The 22,257-nt window shown below is 57.7% G+C and carries 21 protein-coding genes; 14 read left to right on the forward strand and 7 right to left on the reverse strand.

Going from position 1 to position 22,257, the window contains the following annotated elements; all coding sequences use genetic code 11:
* Positions 1-4 precede the first annotated feature (4 nt).
* From rseP to lpxB, 8 genes are all read left to right on the forward strand, one after another.
* The gene (rseP, locus tag AKU94_RS15650; protein WP_050528210.1) at positions 5-1,354 is read left to right on the forward strand and encodes an RIP metalloprotease RseP; all 1,350 of its coding nucleotides are present in this window, start codon (positions 5-7) and stop codon (positions 1,352-1,354) included.
* A gap of 91 nt (positions 1,355-1,445) precedes the next feature.
* On the forward strand, positions 1,446-1,583 hold the full coding sequence (locus AKU94_RS20055; RefSeq protein WP_198144928.1) for a hypothetical protein: 138 nt from the start codon (positions 1,446-1,448) through the stop codon (positions 1,581-1,583).
* Between the two features lie 216 nt (positions 1,584-1,799).
* Positions 1,800-4,076, forward strand: coding sequence for an outer membrane protein assembly factor BamA (bamA, locus tag AKU94_RS15655; RefSeq protein WP_050528322.1), 2,277 nt, complete (start codon positions 1,800-1,802; stop codon positions 4,074-4,076).
* A gap of 14 nt (positions 4,077-4,090) precedes the next feature.
* Positions 4,091-4,654: an OmpH family outer membrane protein gene (locus AKU94_RS15660; RefSeq protein WP_050528211.1), complete on the forward strand. Its 564-nt coding sequence runs from the start codon at positions 4,091-4,093 to the stop codon at positions 4,652-4,654.
* Positions 4,655-4,745: 91 nt separating this feature from the next.
* Complete coding sequence (gene fabZ / locus AKU94_RS15665; RefSeq protein ID WP_050528323.1) at positions 4,746-5,216, forward strand: 3-hydroxyacyl-ACP dehydratase FabZ; 471 nt, start codon at positions 4,746-4,748, stop codon at positions 5,214-5,216.
* Positions 5,213-5,998, forward strand: coding sequence for an acyl-ACP--UDP-N-acetylglucosamine O-acyltransferase (gene lpxA, locus AKU94_RS15670; RefSeq protein WP_050528212.1), 786 nt, complete (start codon positions 5,213-5,215; stop codon positions 5,996-5,998). Before fabZ ends, lpxA begins: the two co-directional genes overlap by 4 nt.
* Positions 5,995-6,819 (forward strand): LpxI family protein, encoded by an 825-nt coding sequence (locus AKU94_RS15675; RefSeq protein ID WP_050528213.1) that lies wholly within the window; start codon positions 5,995-5,997, stop codon positions 6,817-6,819. Before lpxA ends, AKU94_RS15675 begins: the two co-directional genes overlap by 4 nt.
* A complete protein-coding gene (gene lpxB, locus AKU94_RS15680; RefSeq protein WP_050528214.1) occupies positions 6,816-7,937 on the forward strand; it encodes a lipid-A-disaccharide synthase in 1,122 nt (373 codons plus the stop codon). The genes AKU94_RS15675 and lpxB overlap by 4 nt, the downstream gene beginning before the upstream one ends.
* Here lpxB and mnmA read toward each other — a convergent pair.
* Positions 7,934-9,073 carry a tRNA 2-thiouridine(34) synthase MnmA gene (gene mnmA, locus AKU94_RS15685; RefSeq protein WP_050528215.1) on the reverse strand — a complete coding sequence of 380 codons (1,140 nt, stop codon included), beginning with the start codon at positions 9,071-9,073 and terminating at the stop codon, positions 7,934-7,936. The two genes, lpxB and mnmA, sit on opposite strands and share 4 nt — an antisense overlap.
* 123 nt (positions 9,074-9,196) lie before the next feature.
* On the opposite strand from mnmA, the gene sciP reads away from it, so the two are divergent.
* The 5 genes from sciP (at position 9,197) to AKU94_RS20675 (ending at position 14,771) form a co-directional block, all read left to right on the forward strand.
* A complete protein-coding gene (gene sciP, locus AKU94_RS15690) occupies positions 9,197-9,475 on the forward strand; it encodes a CtrA inhibitor SciP (RefSeq protein ID WP_050528216.1) in 279 nt (92 codons plus the stop codon).
* Between the two features lie 96 nt (positions 9,476-9,571).
* Positions 9,572-10,288: a response regulator transcription factor CtrA gene (gene ctrA / locus AKU94_RS15695; protein ID WP_050528217.1), complete on the forward strand. Its 717-nt coding sequence runs from the start codon at positions 9,572-9,574 to the stop codon at positions 10,286-10,288.
* A 78-nt stretch (positions 10,289-10,366) separates the two neighbouring features.
* Positions 10,367-12,478 carry an NAD-dependent DNA ligase LigA gene (gene ligA, locus AKU94_RS15700; protein WP_198144930.1) on the forward strand — a complete coding sequence of 704 codons (2,112 nt, stop codon included), beginning with the start codon at positions 10,367-10,369 and terminating at the stop codon, positions 12,476-12,478.
* Entirely contained in the window at positions 12,475-14,562 is a 2,088-nt protein-coding gene (gene recG / locus AKU94_RS15705) for an ATP-dependent DNA helicase RecG (RefSeq protein ID WP_050528219.1), read from the forward strand. The genes ligA and recG overlap by 4 nt, the downstream gene beginning before the upstream one ends.
* 86 nt (positions 14,563-14,648) lie before the next feature.
* Positions 14,649-14,771, forward strand: coding sequence for a hypothetical protein (locus tag AKU94_RS20675; protein ID WP_269744973.1), 123 nt, complete (start codon positions 14,649-14,651; stop codon positions 14,769-14,771).
* 144 nt (positions 14,772-14,915) lie between these two features.
* Here the strand turns inward: AKU94_RS20675 and AKU94_RS15710 are convergent, their stop codons facing one another.
* Positions 14,916-15,347 (reverse strand): iron-sulfur cluster assembly scaffold protein, encoded by a 432-nt coding sequence (locus tag AKU94_RS15710; RefSeq protein WP_050528220.1) that lies wholly within the window; start codon positions 15,345-15,347, stop codon positions 14,916-14,918.
* A gap of 79 nt (positions 15,348-15,426) precedes the next feature.
* Here AKU94_RS15710 and hisI point away from each other — a divergent pair, with 79 nt between their 5' ends.
* On the forward strand, positions 15,427-15,789 hold the full coding sequence (hisI, locus tag AKU94_RS15715; RefSeq protein ID WP_050528221.1) for a phosphoribosyl-AMP cyclohydrolase: 363 nt from the start codon (positions 15,427-15,429) through the stop codon (positions 15,787-15,789).
* On the opposite strand, the gene gluQRS is transcribed toward hisI, so the two are convergent.
* From gluQRS to AKU94_RS15740, 5 genes are all read right to left on the reverse strand, one after another.
* On the reverse strand, positions 15,784-16,617 hold the full coding sequence (gluQRS, locus tag AKU94_RS15720; protein ID WP_050528222.1) for a tRNA glutamyl-Q(34) synthetase GluQRS: 834 nt from the start codon (positions 16,615-16,617) through the stop codon (positions 15,784-15,786). The genes hisI and gluQRS overlap by 6 nt on opposite strands.
* Complete coding sequence (trmFO, locus tag AKU94_RS15725; RefSeq protein ID WP_269744974.1) at positions 16,605-17,936, reverse strand: methylenetetrahydrofolate--tRNA-(uracil(54)-C(5))-methyltransferase (FADH(2)-oxidizing) TrmFO; 1,332 nt, start codon at positions 17,934-17,936, stop codon at positions 16,605-16,607. Before trmFO ends, gluQRS begins: the two co-directional genes overlap by 13 nt.
* A gap of 36 nt (positions 17,937-17,972) precedes the next feature.
* Positions 17,973-18,302: a hypothetical protein gene (locus AKU94_RS15730; protein ID WP_050528223.1), complete on the reverse strand. Its 330-nt coding sequence runs from the start codon at positions 18,300-18,302 to the stop codon at positions 17,973-17,975.
* A complete protein-coding gene (gyrA, locus tag AKU94_RS15735) occupies positions 18,299-21,046 on the reverse strand; it encodes a DNA gyrase subunit A (protein ID WP_198144929.1) in 2,748 nt (915 codons plus the stop codon). The genes AKU94_RS15730 and gyrA overlap by 4 nt, the downstream gene beginning before the upstream one ends.
* A 167-nt stretch (positions 21,047-21,213) precedes the next feature.
* Complete coding sequence (locus AKU94_RS15740; RefSeq protein WP_050528224.1) at positions 21,214-22,257, reverse strand: ornithine cyclodeaminase; 1,044 nt, start codon at positions 22,255-22,257, stop codon at positions 21,214-21,216.

Here is a 22,257-nt window from a genome sequence, read left to right on the forward strand (position 1 = left end):
CCTCGTGGAATTTATGAACTTGATCCCGTCCTTTGGCAATTTTGCCTGGACGATTGCGGCTTTTGTCATCGCCTTGTCGATCATCGTGGCCGTGCATGAATACGGACATTACATCGTTGGCCGCTGGAGCGGGATCCACGCTGATGTGTTCTCTTTGGGCTTTGGTCCGGTGTTGTTCTCGCGTGTCGACAAACGTGGCACGCGCTGGCAATTCGCGGCATTTCCTCTGGGCGGCTATGTAAAGTTCAAGGGCGATAGCGATGCGGCCTCCGGTAAGGACGGAGAGGCGATTAGCGAGCTCAGCGCCGAAGAGCGCCGCCACACCATGCATGGCGCGCCGCTTTGGGCGCGGGCGGCGACGGTTCTGGCGGGGCCGATGTTCAACTTCATTCTGACGATGGTGATTTACTTTGCCGTGACCCTGCATTTCGGGATCGCAACCGACCGCCCTGTGATCGGCGCGGTGAAACCCTTGCCCGACAACAGCCAGACCCTGCTTGCCGGCGATGAGGTTCTGGCGGTCAACGGTGTGCAAACCCCCGACCTGCAAAGCTTTATCACGACCGCCCGCGAATTGGAGATTGCGCCGACTGTCGATTACACCATTGCCCGCGCGGGCCGTGATGTGACCATCGCGGGGCCGTTTCCCTTTCCCGCACTCGTCGGCTCTATCGCGCTGGAGTCTGCGGCACAGGATGCAGGTCTGGCCGAAGGGGACGTGATCCTGGCGATCAACGGGGAGCAAGTAAATGCCTTTATGGATCTGGTAAACTTCGTCAAAGACAGCAAGGACGCCCCTGTCTCGCTTGAGGTCTGGCGTCCCGATGATGCCGAGGGTACCCGGTTTGAGACCACTCTGACCCCGCGGCTGACGACCAACCCTTTGCCCGATGGCGGGTTTGAGGAACGCTATCTGATCGGGCTTGGCGAAGGCTTGATGTTCACGCCCGAGCTTTACACCCCCGGTCCGGTTGAGGCACTCTCGATCAGCGCAGAGCGTACGTGGACTTTGGTCAAGACCAGCCTATCGGGCTTGGGCCATATTGTGACGGGGGCGATTTCCTCGTGCAATTTGCGCGGCCCGATCGGCATTGCCAAGACCTCTTCGGCGGCGGCAGCGCAAGGCGGGCTGACCTTTATCATGATGATTGCGGCGCTCTCGACGGCGGTGGGGTTGATGAACCTCTTTCCGATTCCGGTTCTGGATGGCGGGCATCTGGTGTTCCACGCCTATGAGGCGATTACGGGCAAGCCGCCCTCGGACGGGGCCTTGCGGGTGATGATGATGGTCGGGCTGGCGGTGCTGTTGTCCTTGATGGCGTTCGCCCTGAGCAATGACCTCTTCTGCCCATAGGACCGTATACAGTCCTGAACAATTTGCCTAAATCATGCCCCATTCATGCGCTAGGATGACATCAGTTTCCGAGTTGTAACGGGTGTGGCAGATGCAAATAGTAGTGAGTGACTATCGCGGGCTTTGGTTGGTTCTGGGTCTGAACCGGGACCGGTTGTTTTGTGTGGGAACCATCGTTTTTGGCCTGATGGCGGGTGCATTTCTGGGGCAGATTGCCCTAAATCCCTGAAAAGGTGCGGCAGCTTTGTAACCACTTTCCAAATTGAGGCGATATCGGGCTCTGTCCTTTTGACAAGCTGGCGACTTCCCGTTACTCAGGTGGGAAATAGAGACAGCTACATGGGGCAGAACAATGCATATTGCGGACCGGGGTTTATTGTCCCGCAACATCTTGCGTAAAGTCGGACGCCACTCTGCTGCGGCATCGGTTTACGCCTTCGTCGCAATGGCAAGCCTGGCCGCACCGCAGCAGGCGTTGGCCCAGAGTTACCAGTTTTCCTCGGTCAAGGTTGAGGGCAATGATCGTGTCGACGCCGCCACAATCCTGTCCTATGCACGGATTGCGCGCGGCCAGACCATCAATGCGGGCGAGTTGAACGACGCTTTTCAGCGCATTTCCAATGTCGGCCTGTTCGAGGATGTGCAGATCATCCCCCAAGGCAGTACATTGTTGATCAAGGTCAAAGAGTTGCCCACGGTCAATGTGATCAACTTTGAGGGGAACAAACGCCTTAAGGATGAAATGCTGGCCAGCCTTGTGAAATCACAGTCGCGCCGGGTGTTTTCCGCCGCACAGGCCGAGGCGGACGCGGCCGAGATCATCAAAGCCTATCAGGAAAGCGGGCGCATTGCCGCCAGCGTTGATCCGCGGATCATCCGTCGTTCGGGCAACCGTGTCGACTTGGTGTTTGACATCAAGGAAGGCAAAGTGGTCGAGGTGGAGCGGGTCTCTTTTGTCGGCAACCGCGCCTATTCCGACCGGCGTTTGCGGCAGGTTCTGGAAACGAAACAGGCAGGCATTTTCCGTCGTCTCGTGCAGTCAGACACCTTCGTCGCTGACCGGATTGAATTCGACAAACAGATGCTCAAGGATTTCTATGCCGCGCGCGGTTACGTAGATTTTCAGGTGCAAGGCGCTGTGGGTGAGGTTACGCGTGAGCGTGACGGTTTCTTTGTTACTTTCACCGTTCGCGAAGGTCAAAGTTTCGATGTGGGCCGTGTGACCACGGTTTCCGAAATCCCCGAGGTTGATGCCGCTGAATTCCAAAAGGCGTTGAAGCTGCGTTCCGGCGTCACCTATTCGCCAACCGTGATTGAAACCAATATCACGCGGCTGGAAAACCTTGCCCTGAGCAAATCCCTTAATTTCGTGCGGATTGAGCCGCGTATCACCCGCAATGATCGTGATTTGACGCTGGATGTGGAATTCGTGATTTCCAAGGGGCCGCGGATCTTTGTGGAGCGGATCGATATTGAGGGCAACACCACCACGCTTGATGAGGTGATCCGCCGTGAGTTCCGCGCCGCCGAAGGGGACCCCTTCAACCCGCGTGAAGTGCGCCGTGCCGCCGAACGGATCCGCGCGCTTGGCTTTTTCAAGGATGCCCGGGTTAATTCCGAACAGGGCAGTGCCGCCGATCAGGTCATCGTGAATGTCGATGTAGAAGAGCAGCCCACCGGCTCTTTGACTTTCGGGGTTAGCTATGGTGCGGATTCGGGTGTTGGCTTGACGGCCGGCTTCAAGGAAAGCAACTTCCTTGGGCGGGGGCAGACGGTTGGAGCCTCGATAGCGACTGGAACCGATAGCAAGAGCGGAAAAATCACCTTTATTGAACCGGCATTCCTTGGCCGGGATTTGGCGTTTTCCTTTGATATCGGCTATGCCGAGACCGATAACGAGAATTCTTATTACGATACCCGGGTGGCCAATATCGGTCTTGGGATCGGCTTTCCGATTGGCGAATACAGCCGTATGCAGTTGAATTACAAGGTTGCGGATTCGCGGGTCAAGAACGTGGATGAAGATTCCTCGCGGCTTTTGCATGACGAGGCGGACGTGGGCGGTCTGCTGACATCCTCTATCGGGTACGGGTTGTCTTATGACACCCGCTCCAGTGGGCTGAACCCCGACCGGGGATTCTTGTTCCGCTTTAATCAGGATTTTGCGGGACTTGGTGGCGATCTTACCTATGTCTCCACGACCGGTCTTGCGATGGCAGAGCGTCGCATCTGGAATGACGACGTTACATTGCGCGCCGTGTTCGAGGGCGGGATGATCAATATGTCCAAAGGCGAGTCGCGCGTAACAGAACGGTTTTTCCTGAATTCCAAGATCCGCGGATTTGAGGGCAACGGCGTTGGCCCGCGGGACCTGAATGCGGATAACGAAGATGCTTTGGGCGGTAACATTTTTGCCGCCGCCCGTTTTGAGGCTGAATTCCCAATCGGCTTGCCCGAGGAATATAACATCAAGGGCGGGGCGTTTTTTGACGTAGGCTCGGTCTGGAGTCTGGATCAGCTTGACGGGGGGCCAGAATCGGGCGTCTGTCCGGTTGCTGATTGTACGATTGATGACAGCATGAACCTACGGTCCTCGGTCGGGGTTTCGTTGTTTTGGGAAACGCCGGTCGGTCCTTTGCGCTTCAACCTGTCAAAAGCGGTCAAGAAGGAAGACTACGACAAGGAGCGTAACTTCGACTTGACGATTTCGTCGCAATTCTGATGTGGCGCGGGAGGATGAGGGCATTGGCGCTTGCGGCACTGCTTTTGGGGCCGCCCGCCGCCATATTCGCACAAGAGACCACCGCAGACCCTGCCAGATCCGGCCCGACTTCGCCGGTTCTATCGATCAACCAGCAGCGATTGTTTGAGGATTCCGCCTTTGGCAAAGCCTCGCTTTCGCGGCTGGAGGCTTCGTCGCGGACCTTGCAGGCTGAGGTCCGCAAGATCGAATCCGATCTTGAGATCGAAGAGCGTCTGTTGACCGAACGTCGCGCCGCTATGCCTCAAGCCGAATTCCAACCCCTCGCCACCGCCTTTGATGACAAGGTTGAGAAACTGCGTGAGGCTTGGGGTGCCAAAGACCGTGAACTGAAACGGCAGCGCGATCTGGATCAACAGCAGTTTTTTGAAATAGCGGCACCGATCCTGGCTGAGGTGATGCGAGATCTGGGGGCGACGGTTTTGCTGGATCAATCCTCGGTCATCCTGAGCCTTGACCGGGTCGACATCACTCAGCTTGCGATTGAACGTATCGATGCCCAACTTGCGGAAGCCGAAGAGGATCCCGCAGAGCGGTGACCCTTGGTGCGCCTTGTTTCCGGCGATGTGCTTTGCTAATCAGAAGAGAAGCACCCTCGGCCCTGCTGGCTCGACAAAAAGGAACCTGATGATGACAGATGCCGCAAATCCGACTGCCACAACGGCAGATATCGACCTGATCCAGCGCATTTTGCCCCATCGCTATCCATTTCTATTGGTCGATAAGGTGCGTGACATCATTCCCAACACCTCGGCGGTTGGCATCAAATGTGTCACCATGAACGAGCCGCAGTTTCAGGGCCATTTCCCCGGCAAGCCGGTTTTCCCCGGCGTGCAGATCATTGAGGCATTGGCCCAGACCTCTGGTATCCTTGTCGGCGTTTCGCTTGATTTGGCTGATAAGAACCTGCTGGTCTATTTCATGGGTATCGACAATGTGAAATTCCGCCGGATGGTGGTGCCCGGCGATGTAGTGGAGCTGCATGTCACCGTGAAACGCGGCGGCGGCAAGGTCTGGAAATTTGAGGGCCGCGCCATGGTTGAGGGAGAACTTTGCGCCCAAGCGGAATTTACCGCGATGATGGACCTGCCAAAATCATGAGCGCCGAAATCCATGCCTCTGCCGTGGTTGATCCGGCGGCGACGATCGGGCCGGGATGCACTATCGGCCCGTTCTGTGTAGTCGGCCCCGAGGTAACGCTTGGCGCCGGTGTGGTGCTGAAGTCGCATGTTGTTGTGACCGGCTGGACCGAGATCGGCGATGAAACCGTGGTCTTTCCCTTTGCCTGTGTGGGCGAGGTGCCGCAAGATCTGAAATTCAAGGGCGAGCGGACGCGGCTGATTGTCGGCGCGCGCTGTCGTATTCGTGAGGGTGCGACGCTGAACACCGGCACGGCTGGCGGCGGCGGTGTAACCCGTGTGGGCGATGATTGTCTGCTGATGACCGGCGCGCATGTGGGCCATGATGCCACAGTCGGAAACCGGGTGATCCTGGCCAATCAGGCCGCCATTGCCGGTCATTGCCAGATCGGCGATGATGTGATCATCGGCGGACTTTCGGGTGTTCACCAATGGGTGCGCGTGGGTCATGGGGCAATCATCGGCGCGGTGACTATGGTCACGAATGACGTATTGCCGCATGGGCTTGTCCAAGGGCCGCGCGGGGATTTGGACGGGTTGAACCTTGTAGGCCTCAAACGCCGCGGGGTGGAACGCTCCGAGATTACAGCACTTCGGGCGGGATATCAGATGCTCGCACAGGGGGAGGGGACTTTCCTTGACCGTGCCCGCCGTCTTTCTGATGAGACCGAAAGCCGCCATGTCAAAGAGATGACGGATTTTATCCTCTCGGCCTCTGACCGTTCTTTTCTGACGCCCAAATGAGCCGGACCGCGATCATTGCAGGTGCGGGGGGCTTGCCCGCACGAATTTACGCGGGGTTGGCGGAAAAACCGCTGGTTGCGGCATTGGACGGCTTTGCGCCCGACGGCCTCTCGCCGGATCTGACATTCCGGGTGGAACGTTTGGTGCCTTTCCTCAATCACCTGTTGGATCAGGGGGTGGCCCGCGTTTGTTTTGGCGGCGCTGTTCAACGCCCCGACCTTGATCCCTCACTGTTTGATCCGCTGACTGCTCAGATGGTGCCACGTTTGATTGCGGCAATGCAGGCCGGCGATGATGCGACCTTGCGCGAAGTGCTTAAGATTTTCGAAGAGTTTGATCTGGAAATCATAAGCGCGAGCGATCTTTTGCCGGATCTGACCGTCAAGGCGGGCCTGTTGGCCGGTCAAACCACCCCGCAGGATGAAGCTGATGCCACCCGCGCCGAGGCGATCGTGGCGGCCTTGGGCGCGGTGGATGTGGGGCAGGGCGCGGTGGTACAGGCGGGGCTTTGTCTGGCGGTGGAAACCCTGACGGGAACGGATGCGATGCTGGAAATGGTCGCGCATATCCCGGCGCATTTGCGGCCAAAATCCACCAAAGGGATCTATTTCAAGGCGCTGAAACCCGGTCAGGAGCGGCGTATCGATCAGCCGACCATCGGGCCACAGACGCTTGAGATGGTCGCGAAGGCCGGGCTTGGCGGCGTGGTTTTTGAGGCTGGCGGTGTTTTGGTTCTGGATCAACCCGCCTTGATCGCGCAGGCAAAGGCGCTTGGCCTTTTCCTTTGGGCGCGTGAAGCCAGCTCCGAAGCATACCTATGAAGTTCACCTTGATCGCCGGAGAGCCTTCGGGCGACAAGCTGGGGGCGGCCCTTATGGCGGCGCTCAAAACCCTGCGGCCGGACGCGCGATTTCACGGGATCGGCGGGCCGTTGATGCAGGCCGAAGGTCTGGTTTCGCTCTTTCCGATGGAGGAGCTTTCGGTGATGGGGATTGCCGAAATCCTGCCGAAATACCGCGCCCTGAAACGCCGGATCGCAGAGACGGCGGCGGCGACATTGGCCGAAGATCCTGTCGCCTTGATCACCATCGACAGCCCTGATTTCTGTCTGCGCGTTGCCAAGATCGTCAAGGCCGCGCGGCCCGACCTGCGAACCATCCACTATGTCGCGCCCTCGGTCTGGGCATGGCGGCCCGGACGAGCGGCCAAAATGGCGTGCCATATTGACCATGTTCTGGCGCTTTTGCCCTTTGAGCCGCCCTTGATGACAGCCGCCGGAATGACCTGTGATTTCGTCGGGCATCCGGTTGTCTCCGAACCACTCGCGCCGAAAACACCGCAAGACAGCCCGCTGATCCTAGCGCTTCCCGGCTCTCGTCGGGGGGAAGTTTCGCGTCTTTGCCCCGTGATCGGAGAGGTGTTGGCCCAAGCCAAAGCGACCCACCCGACCGCGCGTGTGGCCTTGCCAACGGTGCGCGGCGTGGCCGATCTGATCGGCGATCTGACGCGTGACTGGCCCATTCAACCCGAGATCATCGAGAGCCTTGAGGGTAAACGCGCGGCCTTTGCCAATGCCACGGTGGCCATCGCCGCATCGGGAACGGTATCCTTGGAGCTGGCGGCCAATAGCTGTCCGATGGTCATCGCCTATAAGATGAACCCGCTGACGATGTGGTTGATGCGGCGTGTGGCGCTGGTGGATACGGTCACTTTGGTAAATCTTGTATCACAGACCCGCGCCGTGCCGGAATTTTTGGGGCCGGCCTGCCGCGCGGATGATATTAGTGATGCATTACAAGGGCTTATGCAGGACGGCCCCGCACGCAAGGCCCAGGTTGATGCGATGACGCTTACGATGCAGCGGCTGGGACGGGGCGGAGAGGCGCCAAACCTACGCGCGGCCCGCTCTGTTCTGAACGCGATTTCGTCAGCGGGTTAATGCCCACGCCAGATCCATCCCCCACCCAAAACGCGCGTATTTTCTCCGTCATAAAATACACAGGCCTGACCGGGCGAGACCCCCTCTTCGGGATTTAGCAATTCCACCTGTGCTTCACTGGCCGAAATCGGACGCAAGATGGCCTCGCGTGGTGGGCGCGTAGAGCGGACCTTGACCCAGACATTCCACTCCGTCCGGCTTTCAAGCGGCGCGTCCCCCAACCAGTTGATCTCGCGCAGCGGCACGATACGGGTGGAAAGCGCCTCTTTGGGACCGACGACAACGCGTTTGGCATCTGCATCCAGCTTGACCACATAAAGCGGATCGCCAAGCCCACCAATGCCAAGGCCGCGGCGCTGGCCGATGGTGTAATGGATCACGCCGCGATGCTGGCCAAGGATATTCCCATCCATATCGACAATATCCCCCGGATCGGCCGCACCGGGGCGCAGCTTTTCGATTACGGCGGCATAGTTTCCGTCCGGCACAAAGCAGATATCCTGACTGTCGGGCTTATCCGCAACCGTCAGCCCGAATTTTGCCGCCAAGGCCCGTGTCTCGGCCTTGCTTTGCAGATGGCCCAAAGGAAAGCGCAAATAGGCAAGCTGCTCTGCGGTGGTGGAGAAGAGGAAATAGCTTTGATCGCGTGCATGATCGGCGGCCATATGCAGCTCTGGCCCCGCATCGCCCATCTTGCGCTGGATGTAATGGCCGGTCGCCATGCAATCGGCATCCAAGTCGCGCGCGGTGTTCAACAGGTCCTTGAACTTCACCCGCTCGTTACAGCGGATGCAAGGCACCGGCGTCGCCCCCGCCAGATAGGCATCGGCGAATTCATCGATCACCGCCTCGCGGAAGGTATTTTCATAATCCAAGACATAATGCGGAAAGCCCATCGTCTCGGCCACGCGCCGCGCGTCATGTATATCGCGCCCCGCACAGCAGGCGCCTTTTTTCGCAAGTGCCGCGCCGTGATCATAAAGCTGCAAGGTCACCCCCACAACGTCATAGCCCTCAGAGGCCAGTTGTGCGGCCACGGCAGAGCTGTCGACACCGCCCGACATCGCCACAACCACGCGCGTCTCAGCAGGGGGTTTGGCGAATCCAAGGGAGTTTACGGGATGATCAAGAGACATGTTACGGCCTTTATGCTGATGTCTCGCAATATAGGAAAATGCAACATAGTCTCAACCCCATGTTTTACCGTTGATTAAGGGCATTCGCGCAATCTGGCGTTACTCAAAAAAGGGTTGTGTGTGATGTATCTTAAAAAAGTTGATGGCCCGCGGCAGGTTACGCTGGCGGATGGAACGGTATTATGTCGTGCGGATCTGCCGCCGCCAGATACAAAACGTTGGGTGGCCAGTCGAAAGGCTGTTGTTGTCTATGCCGTGATTCATGGGCTAATTTCCGAATCAGAGGCGCTTAAACGTTACTCACTATCAGAGGAAGAGTTCGCACTTTGGCGTGGAGCGGTCGAATCGCATGGCGAAAATGCCCTAAAGGTCACAGCTATTCAAAAGTATAGACAACTTTAGGTTGCATTTCACTTTGCCTTTGTCAAAGTAACTTTCAATTAACCATTGATCGGCAAGGTGGTTAACGAAAGCAGATAGAGGCGGAGTTAAAAACTTATGCGAATTCTTTTGGTGGAAGACGATCCGACAACATCGCGCAGCATCGAACTGATGCTGACGCATGCCAATCTCAACGTGTTTTGTACTGATCTTGGAGAGGAAGGGATCGATCTTGCAAAACTTTATGATTACGATTTGATTTTGCTTGATATCAATCTTCCCGATATGAGCGGTCATGACGTTTTGCGTCAATTGCGGCTTGCCCGCATTGATACGCCGATCCTGATCCTGTCGGGTGCGGATGATACTGAAAACAAGCTAAAAGGCTTTGGTTTCGGTGCGGATGACTACATGACAAAACCCTTCCACCGGGAAGAACTGGTGGCACGTATCCATGCTATTATCCGGCGCTCCAAGGGGCATTCGCAGTCGATCATCAAAACTGGCCAAGTCTGCGTTAACCTTGATGCCAAAACGGTTGAGGTGGACGGCAAATCCGTGCATCTGACGGGTAAGGAATACCAGATGCTTGAGCTGCTTTCCTTGCGCAAGGGCACAACTTTAACGAAAGAGATGTTTTTGAATCATCTTTATGGCGGCATGGATGAACCCGAGCTTAAGATTATCGATGTATTCATCTGTAAACTGCGCAAAAAACTGGCAGAGGCAACAGGTGGCATGAACCACATCGAAACCGTATGGGGACGTGGCTATGTGTTGCGTGATCCATCCCCAGTTGAGGAGGGTGAGCCGCGTTTTGCAATGGGTGCATGACAGGGTTCTCTGGACGCCGACGTGACCTACCCCTAAACCTGTAAAAAACCGGGTGAAGGGGTGATCATGTCACATGTCTTGCAGGATCAAGATGTTGAAACGCTGACTGAGGTCGAGGCCAGTGCAGAGCTTGAAAAGCTTGCAGGGATATTGCACGCCGCTAATCTCGCATATCATGCCAAAGACGCGCCGGAAATTTCTGATGCCGAATATGATAGGCTTAAACGGCGAAATCTTGCGGTTGAGGGTCGGTTTCCACATCTGAAGCGGGACGACAGCCCGTCCGACCAAGTTGGCGCTGCAATCGCAGAGGGGTTCTCCAAAGTTACGCATGAAGTGCCTATGCTTAGCTTGGGCAACGCGTTTGATGATACCGATGTTGAGGATTTTGCGGATCGCATCCGTAAATACCTTGGTCACAGCGGTCCGATTCCCTTCACCGCCGAGCCGAAAATTGATGGTTTGTCACTATCCCTGCGCTATGAACAGGGGAAACTGGTTCAGGCTGCTACGCGTGGCGATGGCGCCGTGGGCGAAAACGTAACCCAGAACGCGCGCACCATTTCTGATATTCCCCAAGAGTTACCCGATGCGCCTGACCTGTTGGAAGTCCGTGGCGAGGTCTATATGAGCCACGCCGATTTTGAGGCGCTAAACGAACGGCAGACGGCGCGCGGGGGCAAGGTTTTCGCCAATCCGCGCAATGCCGCCGCCGGCTCTTTGCGGCAGTTAGAATCAAGCGTTACCGCGGATCGACCCTTGCGCTTTTTCGCCTATTCCTGGGGGGCTGTTACATCTCCTTTGGCCGATACCCAGATGGGGGCGATCAACAAGCTGAAATCACTTGGGTTTCAGGTAAACCCACTTACTGTCCTATGCGACTCTACTGCCATGATGGTCGCGCATTACCGCAAGGTTGAGGCCCAACGTGCCACGCTTGGCTATGACATCGACGGGGTGGTTTACAAGGTCGATGACTTGACGTTGCAACGGCGTCTGGGGTTTCGCTCTACAACCCCACGCTGGGCGATTGCGCATAAGTTTCCGGCTGAATTGGCTTGGACGCGCCTTAGGGGGATCGATATTCAGGTTGGCCGCACCGGCGCGCTTTCGCCCGTTGCGCGGTTGGAACCCGTCACAGTTGGCGGGGTGGTGGTGTCCAATGCTACGTTGCATAACGAAGATTACATCGCCGGTTGGGACAGCAAAGGGACCGAAATAAGGGGCGGCAAGGATATTCGCATCGGTGATTGGGTGCAGGTTTACCGCGCCGGTGACGTGATCCCCAAGATTGCGGATGTCGATATGACGAAACGCCCAGATAATGCGCAACCCTTTGAATTTCCTGTTATTTGCCCTGAATGTGATTCCCCGGCCTTGCGCGAGGAGGGCGATGCCGTTCGGCGGTGCAGCGGTGGATTGATCTGTCCCGCACAGGCCGTTGAACGCCTGCGCCATTTTGTCAGCAGGGCCGCATTTGATATTGAGGGGCTGGGCGCGAAACAGGTTGAGGCCTTTTACCGTGACGGCTGGATGAATACACCCGCCGATATTTTTACGCTGCGGGCGCGCTTTGGCTCGGGCTTGCAACAGTTGAAAAACCGTGAGGGCTGGGGCGAGAAATCAGCGCTTAATCTCTTTGATGCGATTGATGAAAAACGCAAAGTCCCGTTGAACCGTTTGATTTTCGCCCTTGGCATTCGCCATATTGGTGAAAGCTCTGCAAAACTTCTGGCCAATCGTTACACAACCTGGGCCGCCTTTGAGGATGCGATGACCCATGCCGAAATCGGCAAAGGTCCGCAATGGGAGGAGCTTTTGTCGATTGACGGGATCGGTGAGGTGCTTGCCGCCTCGGCCATTGCGGCGTTTCACAATGATCGCGAACGTGCGGCGATTGATGCGCTTGTGGCTGAACTGGATGTGCAACCCGTGATCATACGCAACCCCAGCGATAGTCCGGTGGCGGGTAAAACCGTTGTGTTCACCGGCACGCTGGAAAAGATGACACGGGCTGAGGCCAAGTCCCGTGCCGAAAGCCTTGGGGCCAAGGTCTCTGGCTCGGTTTCGGCCAAAACGGATATTTTGGTTGCAGGTCCGGGGGCAGGGTCCAAGGCCAAGGCAGCCGCGGCCTTGGGCATTGAAATCATTGATGAAGATGGCTGGCTTTCACTGATAGGCGACGCATGAGCCGCCCAGAATGTCTCTTTCCGCTGTTTGCAGAGCTTGAAACGCTGGATGGCGTCGGGCCGAAAACGGCGCGCGCCTTTGCAGGGCTGGGGGTCGAAAAGCCTAAGGATCTACTCTTTCTTTTACCCCATTCCGGGATTGATCGCGCGCGCCGCAATTCTGTGCGCGATATCGAGCCGCCGACAGTTGTTACCGTTGAGATAACGGTCGGTGAGCATCTCGCACCGCGCAGCAAAGGGCGCCCGTACCGTGTGATGGTTGAGGATGCCGAGACCGAGTTCCAGTTGGTTTTTTTTCATGCGCGCGGCGACTATTTGCAAAAACTGTTGCCGACGGGGGAAAAACGTCTTGTCTCGGGGCGCATCGAATCCTTTGAGGGCATCGTGCAAATGGTGCATCCCGACCATGTGCTTCGGGTGGAAGAGGCCGGTGATCTGCCTGCCTTTGAGCCGGTCTATCCGCTGACCGCTGGTGTGACGCAAAGACTGGTGGCCAAGGCGGCTGTCACGGCAATGGCGCGGATGCCTGATTTGCCAGAGTGGATCGACCCCGGACAAAAGGCGCGTGAAGGCTGGCCGGATTGGGCCGCAGCAATTCGTCATGCCCATGCCCCAAAGGGGCATGCGGATTTGGCAGAGACCGCACCTGCACGCCAACGCCTTGCTTATGATGAGTTTTTTGCGCATCAGGTGACCTTGTCGCTTGCCCGTGCCTCGTTGCGTCGCGCCAAGGGGCGGGTAACGGTGGCGACGGGGCGCTTGCAAAAGGCGGTCTTGGCGGCGCTGCCCTATGCGCCGACGGGCGCGCAAACGCAGGCCGTGGCCGAGATAACGGCCGATCTGGCAGCGCCCCAGCGCATGAACCGTCTGCTTCAGGGGGATGTCGGGTCAGGCAAAACCTTGGTCGCCTTTATGGCGCTTTTGGGGGCGGTTGAGGCGGGCGGGCAGGGCGTCATGATGGCCCCCACCGAGATCCTCGCGCGGCAACATCTGGCGGGTTTACAGGAATTGGCCGCCCTTGCAGGTGTCCGTCTGGAGCTTTTGACTGGCCGCGACAAGGGTACAGAACGTGCGCGCAAGCTGGCCGATCTGGCCGAGGGGCGCATCCAGATCTTGGTCGGCACCCATGCTGTTTTCCAAAAAGACGTGCTTTTCCAAGATCTTCGCCTGTCCATTATTGATGAGCAGCACCGTTTCGGCGTCTCTCAGCGGATGGAGTTAGGGGCAAAAGGGCAGGCGGTTGATGTCTTGGTGATGACCGCCACGCCGATCCCGCGCAGCCTTGCGCTTGCCAGTTACGGCGATATGGATGTCTCGGTTCTGGATGAAAAACCGCCGGGACGAAAACCGGTTCAGACGGCCTTGGTCTCGACCGGGCGGCTGGATGAGGTGGTGGAAAAACTGCGTCAGGCGGTTGCCGAGGGGCGACAGGCGTATTGGGTCTGCCCCTTGGTGGAAGAGAGCGAATTTCTTGATTATGCATCGGCAGAGGCGCGGTTTGTGCATCTGCGCGCGGCCTTGGGTGAGGGGGTCGTGGCGCTGGTGCATGGTCAGATGCCAGCCGCAGAAAAAGACGCCGCGATGGCGGGGTTTGTGGCCGGTCATACCAAGGTGCTGGTGGCGACGACTGTGATTGAGGTCGGCGTGAACGTCCCCAATGCATCGATTATGGTGATCGAGCGGGCCGAAACATTTGGCCTTGCGCAGCTGCATCAGCTGCGGGGACGGGTCGGGCGGGGTGCGGCGCATTCGACCTGTCTGTTGATGTATCAATCCCCGCTCAGCGAGACGGGTGAGCGTCGCTTGAAGGTGTTGCGCGATACCGAGGACGGTTTCCGGATTGCCGAAGAGGACCTTGCGATGCGGGGCGCCGGCGATCTGATCGGCACCGCCCAATCGGGCCTGCCACGGTTTCGGGTGGCCGATATGGAACGGCAGACCGCGCTGATGGCTGTCGCGCAATCCGATGCCCGTAAACTGCTGCATGATGACCCTGACTTGACCTCCCCACGTGGACAAGCGGTGCGGACGTTGCTTTGGCTGCTGGATCAGGATCGCGCTATCCGTTTGATTTCTGTGGGTTAATCCGAATTCCTAAAATGTTCCTAAAATGTTCTTTACAAGAGGTTAATGTTGTGAGAACAATACAGGAACAAAAAAAGGAGGTTCCCATGATTGCAGAAATTAAAGCCATCGCAACCCGTTCTTCTTCCACGCTTCTTGAGGATAGTCTGGGGGTCGCCGCCTTGTTTGCACTTTTGTTTGCAGGGCTCTCCTTGCCCTCTTTGTTCTGATTTTACTGCCCGCGTTCTGTTGCCTTGGGCGTTTGCACCTGCCCCAGCTTGTGCCACGCAACTGCCGGGGATGTCCCTCCCCACTGCCGCGCCCATCAGAAACGCTTCCTTGCCGCCGCCAGCTCTCAGCTCGTGGCGGTTTTTTTATGCGGTTTCGGCAGCCTCGGTGGCGGCCTCGATGGCCAGCAGGATCGAGGCGTGGCGATTGCGAAAATCACGCGCAGGTTCCAGCGCGGCAAATCCGTCAAAAGGGGCAGGCGGCACCGGACCGCCATCGGCAAGCATACGCCGCAAGGCATCCCGCGCGTCCCGAAGATCGCTAATCGTACAGCCAATAACGGCCCGCCCCACGATGGCTGCAGCGGCTTGACCCAAGGCACAAGCCTTAACATCCTGTGCAAACGCCACCACACGGCCCGCGTCCATGACCACATCCACCGTCACCACCGAGCCACACAAGGGTGAGCGTTTGCGCGACGTGGCTTGCGGATTTTCCAACCGCCCGACATGCGGAATATCGGCTGCCAGCTCCAGAATACGTCCGGAATAGAGCTTCATCATTTCGGCATTACTCATCGCAGGTCTTTCTACTTTCCGTTCAATGGAATTGCGCATAGATAACCCCCCAACGCCCCCGATGCAAAGGAGAAGCCTGATGTCGTTTGATCCCGCAAGCCTGAAATATGATGCCAACGGCCTTATTCCGGCGATTGCGCAGGATCATGCCACGGGTGAGGTGCTTATGATGGCATGGATGAATGCCGAAAGCCTGGCGCGTACAATCGCGACCGGACAGGTCACCTATTGGTCGCGTTCACGCAATGCGTTCTGGGCCAAGGGGGAGACCTCGGGCCATGTGCAGCGGCTGGTTGAGCTTCGCATAGACTGCGATCGCGATTGCCTGTTGATGCAAGTGACGCAAATCGGTGCGGCTTGCCATACCAACCGGCGCTCGTGCTTTTATACGCTTGTGGAGAACGGCGAGGAGAAGATCACCTCGGACCCGCTTCCTTCATAAGCCGACCATCTGGCGGATATCGGCGGGGCTGCACCCTTCGGCGCGGTATTTCGTCAAAGCGCGGGCATCGTCACGTTTGGCAAGCCGTTTTCCCGCCGCGTCGCGGATCAGGGCGTGATGGTGATATATTGGTGTCGGAAGGTCCATAAGCCGTTGTAACAGAACATGGATTACAGTGGCCTCAAACAGATCCTCACCGCGAACGACATGGGTTATCCCAAGCTCTGCATCATCCAGCACCACCGAGAGGTGATATGAGGTGCCCATATCGCGCCGCGCCAGCACGATATCCCCGATCCCGCTTAGGTATTCGGCCTTGTCCAGGTCAATTCGGCCTGTATGACGGGGGCCGGTTTCGGCAAAGTGAAGATCCCCGACCAACGGCAGTGCCGCCGCCATATTCAGCCGCAAGACCCCGTCCTTGTGGTGCAAATCACGACAGGTGCCGGGATAGATCAGACCATCTGGCCCCCTCGGCATGGCGCCTTCCTGTGGCGCATCGAGGGCGGTTTCGATATCACGGCGGGTGCAGTTGCAATAATAGAGCAGCCCACGCGCCCTAAGCCCATCCAGCGCGGCCCGGTACACCCCAAGCCGCTCGGATTGCCGCATCACCGGCTCAGGCCAGTCCAGCCCCAGCCAGTGCAGGTCATCAAAGATCTGCGCTTCCCATGCGCTACGGCTGCGGGCACGGTCGATATCTTCGATCCGCAGCAAGAACGCGCCATCCGCAGCCCGCGCCATATCGGCGGCAAGCAGCGCGGAATAGGCATGGCCAAGGTGCAACGGCCCGGTGGGCGAGGGTGCAAATCGGGTTAGGAAAGCCACGCCTGAAACGCCTCTTTGGCGCGGTCGGTATAGGCCTTGTAGCGGTCTTTGCGTCCGCGCCGCCCACCTTTGGCATCAATCGGGGGAAAGAGGCCGAAGTTCACATTCATCGGCTGAAAGGTCTTTGCATCGGCCCCGCCCGTGATATGGGTGATCAGCGCCCCCATTGCGGTTTCCGGCGGTGGGGGTGGCACATCCTGCCCCAGTAATTCCGCCGCCGCCATCCGGCCTGCAAGCAGCCCCATTGCCGCGCTTTCGACATAGCCCTCGACGCCGGTGATCTGCCCTGCAAAGCGGATATTGGGACGTGAGCGCAGCCGCATCTGATTGTCCAGCAAGGTCGGTGAATTGATAAAGGTATTGCGATGGATGCCACCAAGACGTGCAAATTTGGCATTCTCAAGCCCCGGAATCATTTTGAAAACAGAGGTTTGCGTGCCATACTTCATTTTTGTCTGGAAGCCGACAATATTGTAAAGCGTGCCCAGTTTATTGTCACGACGCAGCTGAACCACTGCGTAGGGCTTTTGTTCGGAATGCGGATTGGTGAGGCCAACGGGCTTCATCGGACCAAAGCGCAGCGACTCACGCCCGCGTTCGGCGATCACCTCGATCGGCAGGCAACCGTCGAAATAGCCCGCGGTTTCGCCCTCGTGGAACTCGGTCTTTTCCGCGGCCAGAAGGGCGTCGATGAAGGCCTCATACTGTTCGCGGTCCATCGGGCAATTCATATATGCGGTTTGCTCTTCCTCGGTCTCGCCCTTGTCATAGCGGCTCTGCATCCATGCGACCGACATATCCACCGTTTCGGCGTATACAATCGGCGCAATCGCATCGAAAAACGCCAATGCATCGGCACCGGTTGCGGAACGGATGCTCTCGGCCAAGGTGCCAGAGGTCAAAGGTCCAGTGGCGATGATCCATTCTCCGTCTGAAGGAAGCTCTGTAACCTCTTTATAAGAAACTGAAATCAGAGGGTGTGATAGGATCTTGGCGGTCACGGCCTCGGCAAAGAGATCACGGTCAACGGCCAATGCGCCCCCTGCGGGCAGACGGTGCGCGCGGGCGGTTTGCATGATAATCCCGTCCGCCGCACCCATTTCCCAATGCAGCAGGCCAACGGCATTGCGTTCGTCATCATCCGAACGGAAGGAGTTTGAGCAGACCATCTCGGCCAGGTTACCGGTGCGATGGGCAAAGGTTTCCACCTTGGGCCGCATTTCATGGATCACCACGCGAACACCCATATTCGCCGCCTGCCACGCGGCCTCCGACCCGGCCATGCCGCCGCCAATGATGTTCAGAACTTCGGTTTCCACGTAGGTTTATCCTTCATCATATTGTAAAACACAGGTTCAACGCGAGGCAGCTCGCTTGAAAATCGCCGCGCGTTCGGCGGAAACAAACCCCGCCTCATCGCCCCCGTCAAAGCGGCCAAGCCGGATTGCCACATCAAAAAAACCTTTCGCGGGCAGGCCATTTCCGGTTTTTGCGCGGCATAACACGGCACGAAACGGGTGGCCGTTGGCGGCGTCCTCGACCATCAACACTTCCAACTGGGTCGTCAACTTGGCGATGCTGCCGGGGCCGGGGATGGCCAGCGCCTGCGCCAATGCGCCATAGCTGATCATCCCCTCGCTGGCCGCTAGATCGTCGAGGATTTCTATAAGATCGCGGCCGGTCATTCGGCCTCTGCGGATCCTTCGATCACGGATTCGGCCGCATCCTCTTCGCTCTGATCGGCAACACGTGCAACCGAAACAACGGATTCTCCCTCTGCCGTGTCAAAGACCCTGACGCCGCCCGCGGCCCGGGACCGGAAAGAGATCCCCTCGACCGGAACCCGAATGGATTGGCCTGTCGAGGTTGCCAGCATCACCTGATCGGAACGCTCCACCGGGAAGCAGGCGATCAGCGCGCCATTGCGACCGGCCATGGCCTTTACCCCTTGGCCACCACGCCCGCGTACGGGGTAATCATGGCTGGAAGAGAGCTTGCCCGAGCCGCCTTGCGTGATCGTCAGGATCAGGTCCTCTTGCGCCTTCATTTCCGCAAAACGTTCAGGGGACAGGTTGCCAACGACGGTATTTTCTTCATCCTCTGTCTCAACATCATCCGCCAAGCCCTCTTGCTGGCGGCGCATTTTGAGATAGGCGGCGCGTTCGTCCGGGGTGGCATCGGAATGACGGATCACCGACATAGAGACGACCTTATCCCCTTCCATCAGCCGCACACCGCGCACACCGGTGGAGCCGCGGCTTTTGAAGACACGTACCTCGGTCGTCGGGAAGCGGATCGCGCGACCGCCTGAGGTGACCAGCATAATGTCGTCATTTTCATCACAAATCCGGGCATTGACCAGTGAGACACCTTCGGGCAGGCGCATCGCGATTTTGCCGTTGCGCATGACATTGGTGAAATCCGACAGTGCGTTCTGGCGGACATCACCGTCCGAGGTGGCAAAGAAAATCTGCAAGTCATCCCATTCGGTATCAGGTACATCCACCGGCAGGATGGCCGCAATCGACACGCCAGCTTGAATTGGCAGGATGTTGACGATTGCCTTGCCCCGCGCGTTGCGTCCGGCCAGCGGCAGGCGCCAGCACTTCAGCTTGTAGACCATGCCATTGGTGGTAAAGAACAAAAGCTGTGTGTGGGTATTGGCCACAAACAGCGTGGTCACCACATCATCTTCCTTGGTGGACATGGATGAAAGCCCTTTGCCCCCGCGCTTTTGGGCACGGAATTCGGCCAAGGCTGTGCGCTTGATATAACCGCCAGAGGTGATGGTCACGACCATATCCTCGCGCTCGATCAGATCCTCATCGTCCATATCGCCCGACCAGTCCGAAATCTCGGTCCGGCGTGGCACGGCAAAAAGATCGCGCACTTCGCGCAGCTCATCGCAGATGATGGCCATAATCCGGTCGCGGCTGCCCAGAATTTCAAGGTAATCCTTGATCTTGGCGGCCAGTTCGGCCAGTTCGTCGGTGATCTCTTTTACGCCAAAGGCGGTCAGACGCTGCAAACGCAGATCCAGAATGGCGCGGGCCTGAATTTCTGACAGGTTGTAAGTGCCGTCTTCATTCACTTTATGCGCCGGGTCATCTATGAGCTTGATAAAGGGGATAATCTCCCGTGCGGGCCAGCGCCGCGTCATCAAACGCTCCCGTGCCTCGGCAGCATCGGCAGAGGACCGGATGGTATGGACCACCTCATCGACATTGGAAACAGCAACGGCCAGACCGCAAAGGATATGGCTACGCTCACGTGCTTTGCGCAGCTCAAACGCGGTACGGCGCGCAACAACTTCTTCACGGAAGCCGATGAAATAAGACAGGAAATCGCGCAGCGTCAACTGCTCAGGCCGACCACCATTCAGCGCCAGCATGTTACAGCCGAAATAGACTTGCATGGGCGAGAAACGGAACAACTGGTTCAGCACCACATCCGCCGTGGCATCACGTTTTAGCTCGATCACCACGCGCACACCGATCCGGTCGGATTCGTCTTGCACGTGGGCAATGCCTTCGACCCGTTTTTCGCGGACCAACTCGGCGATCTTTTCGATCATCGTGGCTTTGTTGACCTGATAGGGGATCTCATCGATGATGATCGCCCAGCGGTCTTTGCGGATTTCTTCAATCCGGGTTTTGGCACGCACCACGATGGAGCCGCGCCCCTCAAGATAGGCTTTGCGCGCACCGGAACGGCCAAGGATAACGCCCCCTGTGGGGAAATCCGGCGCGGGGATAATCTCCATCAGCGCCTCGGTCGAGATGTCGGGGTTGTCGATCATCGCCAAGGTGCCGTCGATCACCTCACCAAGGTTATGCGGCGGAATATTGGTTGCCATACCCACGGCAATCCCGCCGGCCCCATTGACCAGCATATTGGGATAACGGGCAGGAAGCACGGCCGGCTCCCGGTCCTTGCCGTCATAGTTGTCTTGGAAATCAACGGTGTCTTTGTCGATATCGGCCAAAAGATAGTTGGCCGTCTTGGCCATCCGCACCTCGGTATAACGAAAAGCAGCGGCCTTATCCCCGTCCATTGAGCCGAAGTTGCCCTGACCGTCCAGCAGCACCAATGACATCGAGAAATCCTGTGCCATCCGGACCAGCGCGTCATAGATCGCGCTGTCGCCGTGGGGGTGGTATTTACCCATCGTATCGGCCACAGGGCGCGAGGATTTACGGTAGGGTTTGTCGACCGTATTGCCGACCTCGTTCATCGCGTAAAGGATGCGGCGATGCACCGGTTTCAACCCGTCCCGCAGGTCGGGGATGGCACGGCTGACGATCACGCTCATCGCGTAATCCAGATAGGCCGTTTTCATTTCATCGACGATGCTTACCTGCGGCCCCTCATGTGCCATACGTTCAGGCATTGCATCAGGGACTTCAGTATCTTCCGGACGGTCTGTCACGTCTGCCGCTCTTTCTTTCCCGGCCCCGCCGTGCAGGGCTATATCTAGCTTGCCAGACTATAGACCATCCCTGATATGGGGTGCAATGCCGCCAAGCCCCCAAGAGGCGCAATAGGCGTCAAAAACCGGATTTTAGCCAGCTTTGCGCGGGGGCCAGGCGGCCCAAATCAGGCAGAACGCAGCAACATCCCGAAAAGGTCGCGCGGATCATCCGGATCGGCGATCATGTCAAGCTGCTCATAGAGGCCGGCTTCGGCCAGCTTGCCGTGGATATAGCGCAGCGCCGAGAAATCCTCGATGGCAAAGCCGACGGAATCGAACAGGGTCACCTCGGTCGCGTTTTTGCGGCCTTGCGTTTCACCCGAGATGACCTGCCAAAGCTCGGTCACGGGATGATCGGCCTCAAGCTGCTGTATCTCGCCCTCGATCCGCGTTTGTGGCGGGTATTCGACAAAGATCGATGAGCGCAAAAGGATATCACGGTGCAGCTCGGTTTTGCCGGGGCAGTCGCCGCCGATGGCGTTTATATGCACGCCCGCGCCGACCATATTGTCGGTCAGGATGGTGGCATATTGTTTGTCGGCGGTGACGGTGGTGATGATTTGCGCGCCCTCAATCGCCTCTTGCGGGGTTTTGCAAGCCGTCAGGGTAATCCCGCGCCCTTTCAGGTTGGCAATGCATTTGGCGGTGGCGTCGGGGTCGATGTCATACAGGCGGATCTCTTCGATCCCGCAAATCGCCTTAAAGGCCAGCGCCTGAAATTCCGATTGTGCGCCATTGCCGATCAGGGCCATAACCTTGGTCCCTTTGGGCGCCAGCCACTTTGCGGCCAATGCGCTGGTCGCGGCGGTGCGCAGGGCGGTCAGGATGGTCATTTCCGTCAAAAGGATCGGATAGCCGGTTTTAACATCGGCCAAAAGACCAAAGGCCGTAACGGTTTGCAGACCTTTCTTCATGTTGGACGGATGGCCGTTCACATATTTGAACCCATAGGTTTCGCCGTCCGAGGTTGGCATCAGCTCGATCACGCCAACGTCGGAATGGCTTGCCACCCGCGGGGTTTTGTCAAATGTCGGCCAGCGGCGGAAGTCATCCTCGATTTCCCCCACAAGATCGACCAGAACTTGTTCGATCCCGATGTGATGAACAAGTTTCATCATGTTGGCAACGCTTACAAAAGGTACAAATGCCTGCTTTGACGGAAGGGTCAT

Source organism: Pseudorhodobacter aquimaris (assembly GCF_001202025.1).
GTDB lineage: Bacteria > Pseudomonadota > Alphaproteobacteria > Rhodobacterales > Rhodobacteraceae > Pseudorhodobacter > Pseudorhodobacter aquimaris.

Bases quoted from the DNA above. Each gene is read 5' to 3' on its own strand.
- AKU94_RS20055 (WP_198144928.1), top strand. From the start codon at position 1,446: ATGCAAATAGTAGTGAGTGACTATCGCGGGCTTTGGTTGGTTCTGGGT.
- bamA (WP_050528322.1), top strand. From the start codon at position 1,800: ATGGCAAGCCTGGCCGCACCGCAGCAGGCGTTGGCCCAGAGTTACCAG.
- AKU94_RS15660 (WP_050528211.1), top strand. From the start codon at position 4,091: ATGAGGGCATTGGCGCTTGCGGCACTGCTTTTGGGGCCGCCCGCCGCC.
- fabZ (WP_050528323.1), top strand. From the start codon at position 4,746: ATGACAGATGCCGCAAATCCGACTGCCACAACGGCAGATATCGACCTG.
- lpxA (WP_050528212.1), top strand. From the start codon at position 5,213: ATGAGCGCCGAAATCCATGCCTCTGCCGTGGTTGATCCGGCGGCGACG.
- AKU94_RS15675 (WP_050528213.1), top strand. From the start codon at position 5,995: ATGAGCCGGACCGCGATCATTGCAGGTGCGGGGGGCTTGCCCGCACGA.
- lpxB (WP_050528214.1), top strand. From the start codon at position 6,816: ATGAAGTTCACCTTGATCGCCGGAGAGCCTTCGGGCGACAAGCTGGGG.
- mnmA (WP_050528215.1), bottom strand. From the start codon at position 9,073: ATGTCTCTTGATCATCCCGTAAACTCCCTTGGATTCGCCAAACCCCCT.
- sciP (WP_050528216.1), top strand. From the start codon at position 9,197: ATGTATCTTAAAAAAGTTGATGGCCCGCGGCAGGTTACGCTGGCGGAT.
- ctrA (WP_050528217.1), top strand. From the start codon at position 9,572: ATGCGAATTCTTTTGGTGGAAGACGATCCGACAACATCGCGCAGCATC.
- recG (WP_050528219.1), top strand. From the start codon at position 12,475: ATGAGCCGCCCAGAATGTCTCTTTCCGCTGTTTGCAGAGCTTGAAACG.
- AKU94_RS20675 (WP_269744973.1), top strand. From the start codon at position 14,649: ATGATTGCAGAAATTAAAGCCATCGCAACCCGTTCTTCTTCCACGCTT.
- AKU94_RS15710 (WP_050528220.1), bottom strand. From the start codon at position 15,347: ATGAGTAATGCCGAAATGATGAAGCTCTATTCCGGACGTATTCTGGAG.
- hisI (WP_050528221.1), top strand. From the start codon at position 15,427: ATGTCGTTTGATCCCGCAAGCCTGAAATATGATGCCAACGGCCTTATT.
- AKU94_RS15730 (WP_050528223.1), bottom strand. From the start codon at position 18,302: ATGACCGGCCGCGATCTTATAGAAATCCTCGACGATCTAGCGGCCAGC.
- AKU94_RS15740 (WP_050528224.1), bottom strand. From the start codon at position 22,257: ATGACCCTTCCGTCAAAGCAGGCATTTGTACCTTTTGTAAGCGTTGCC.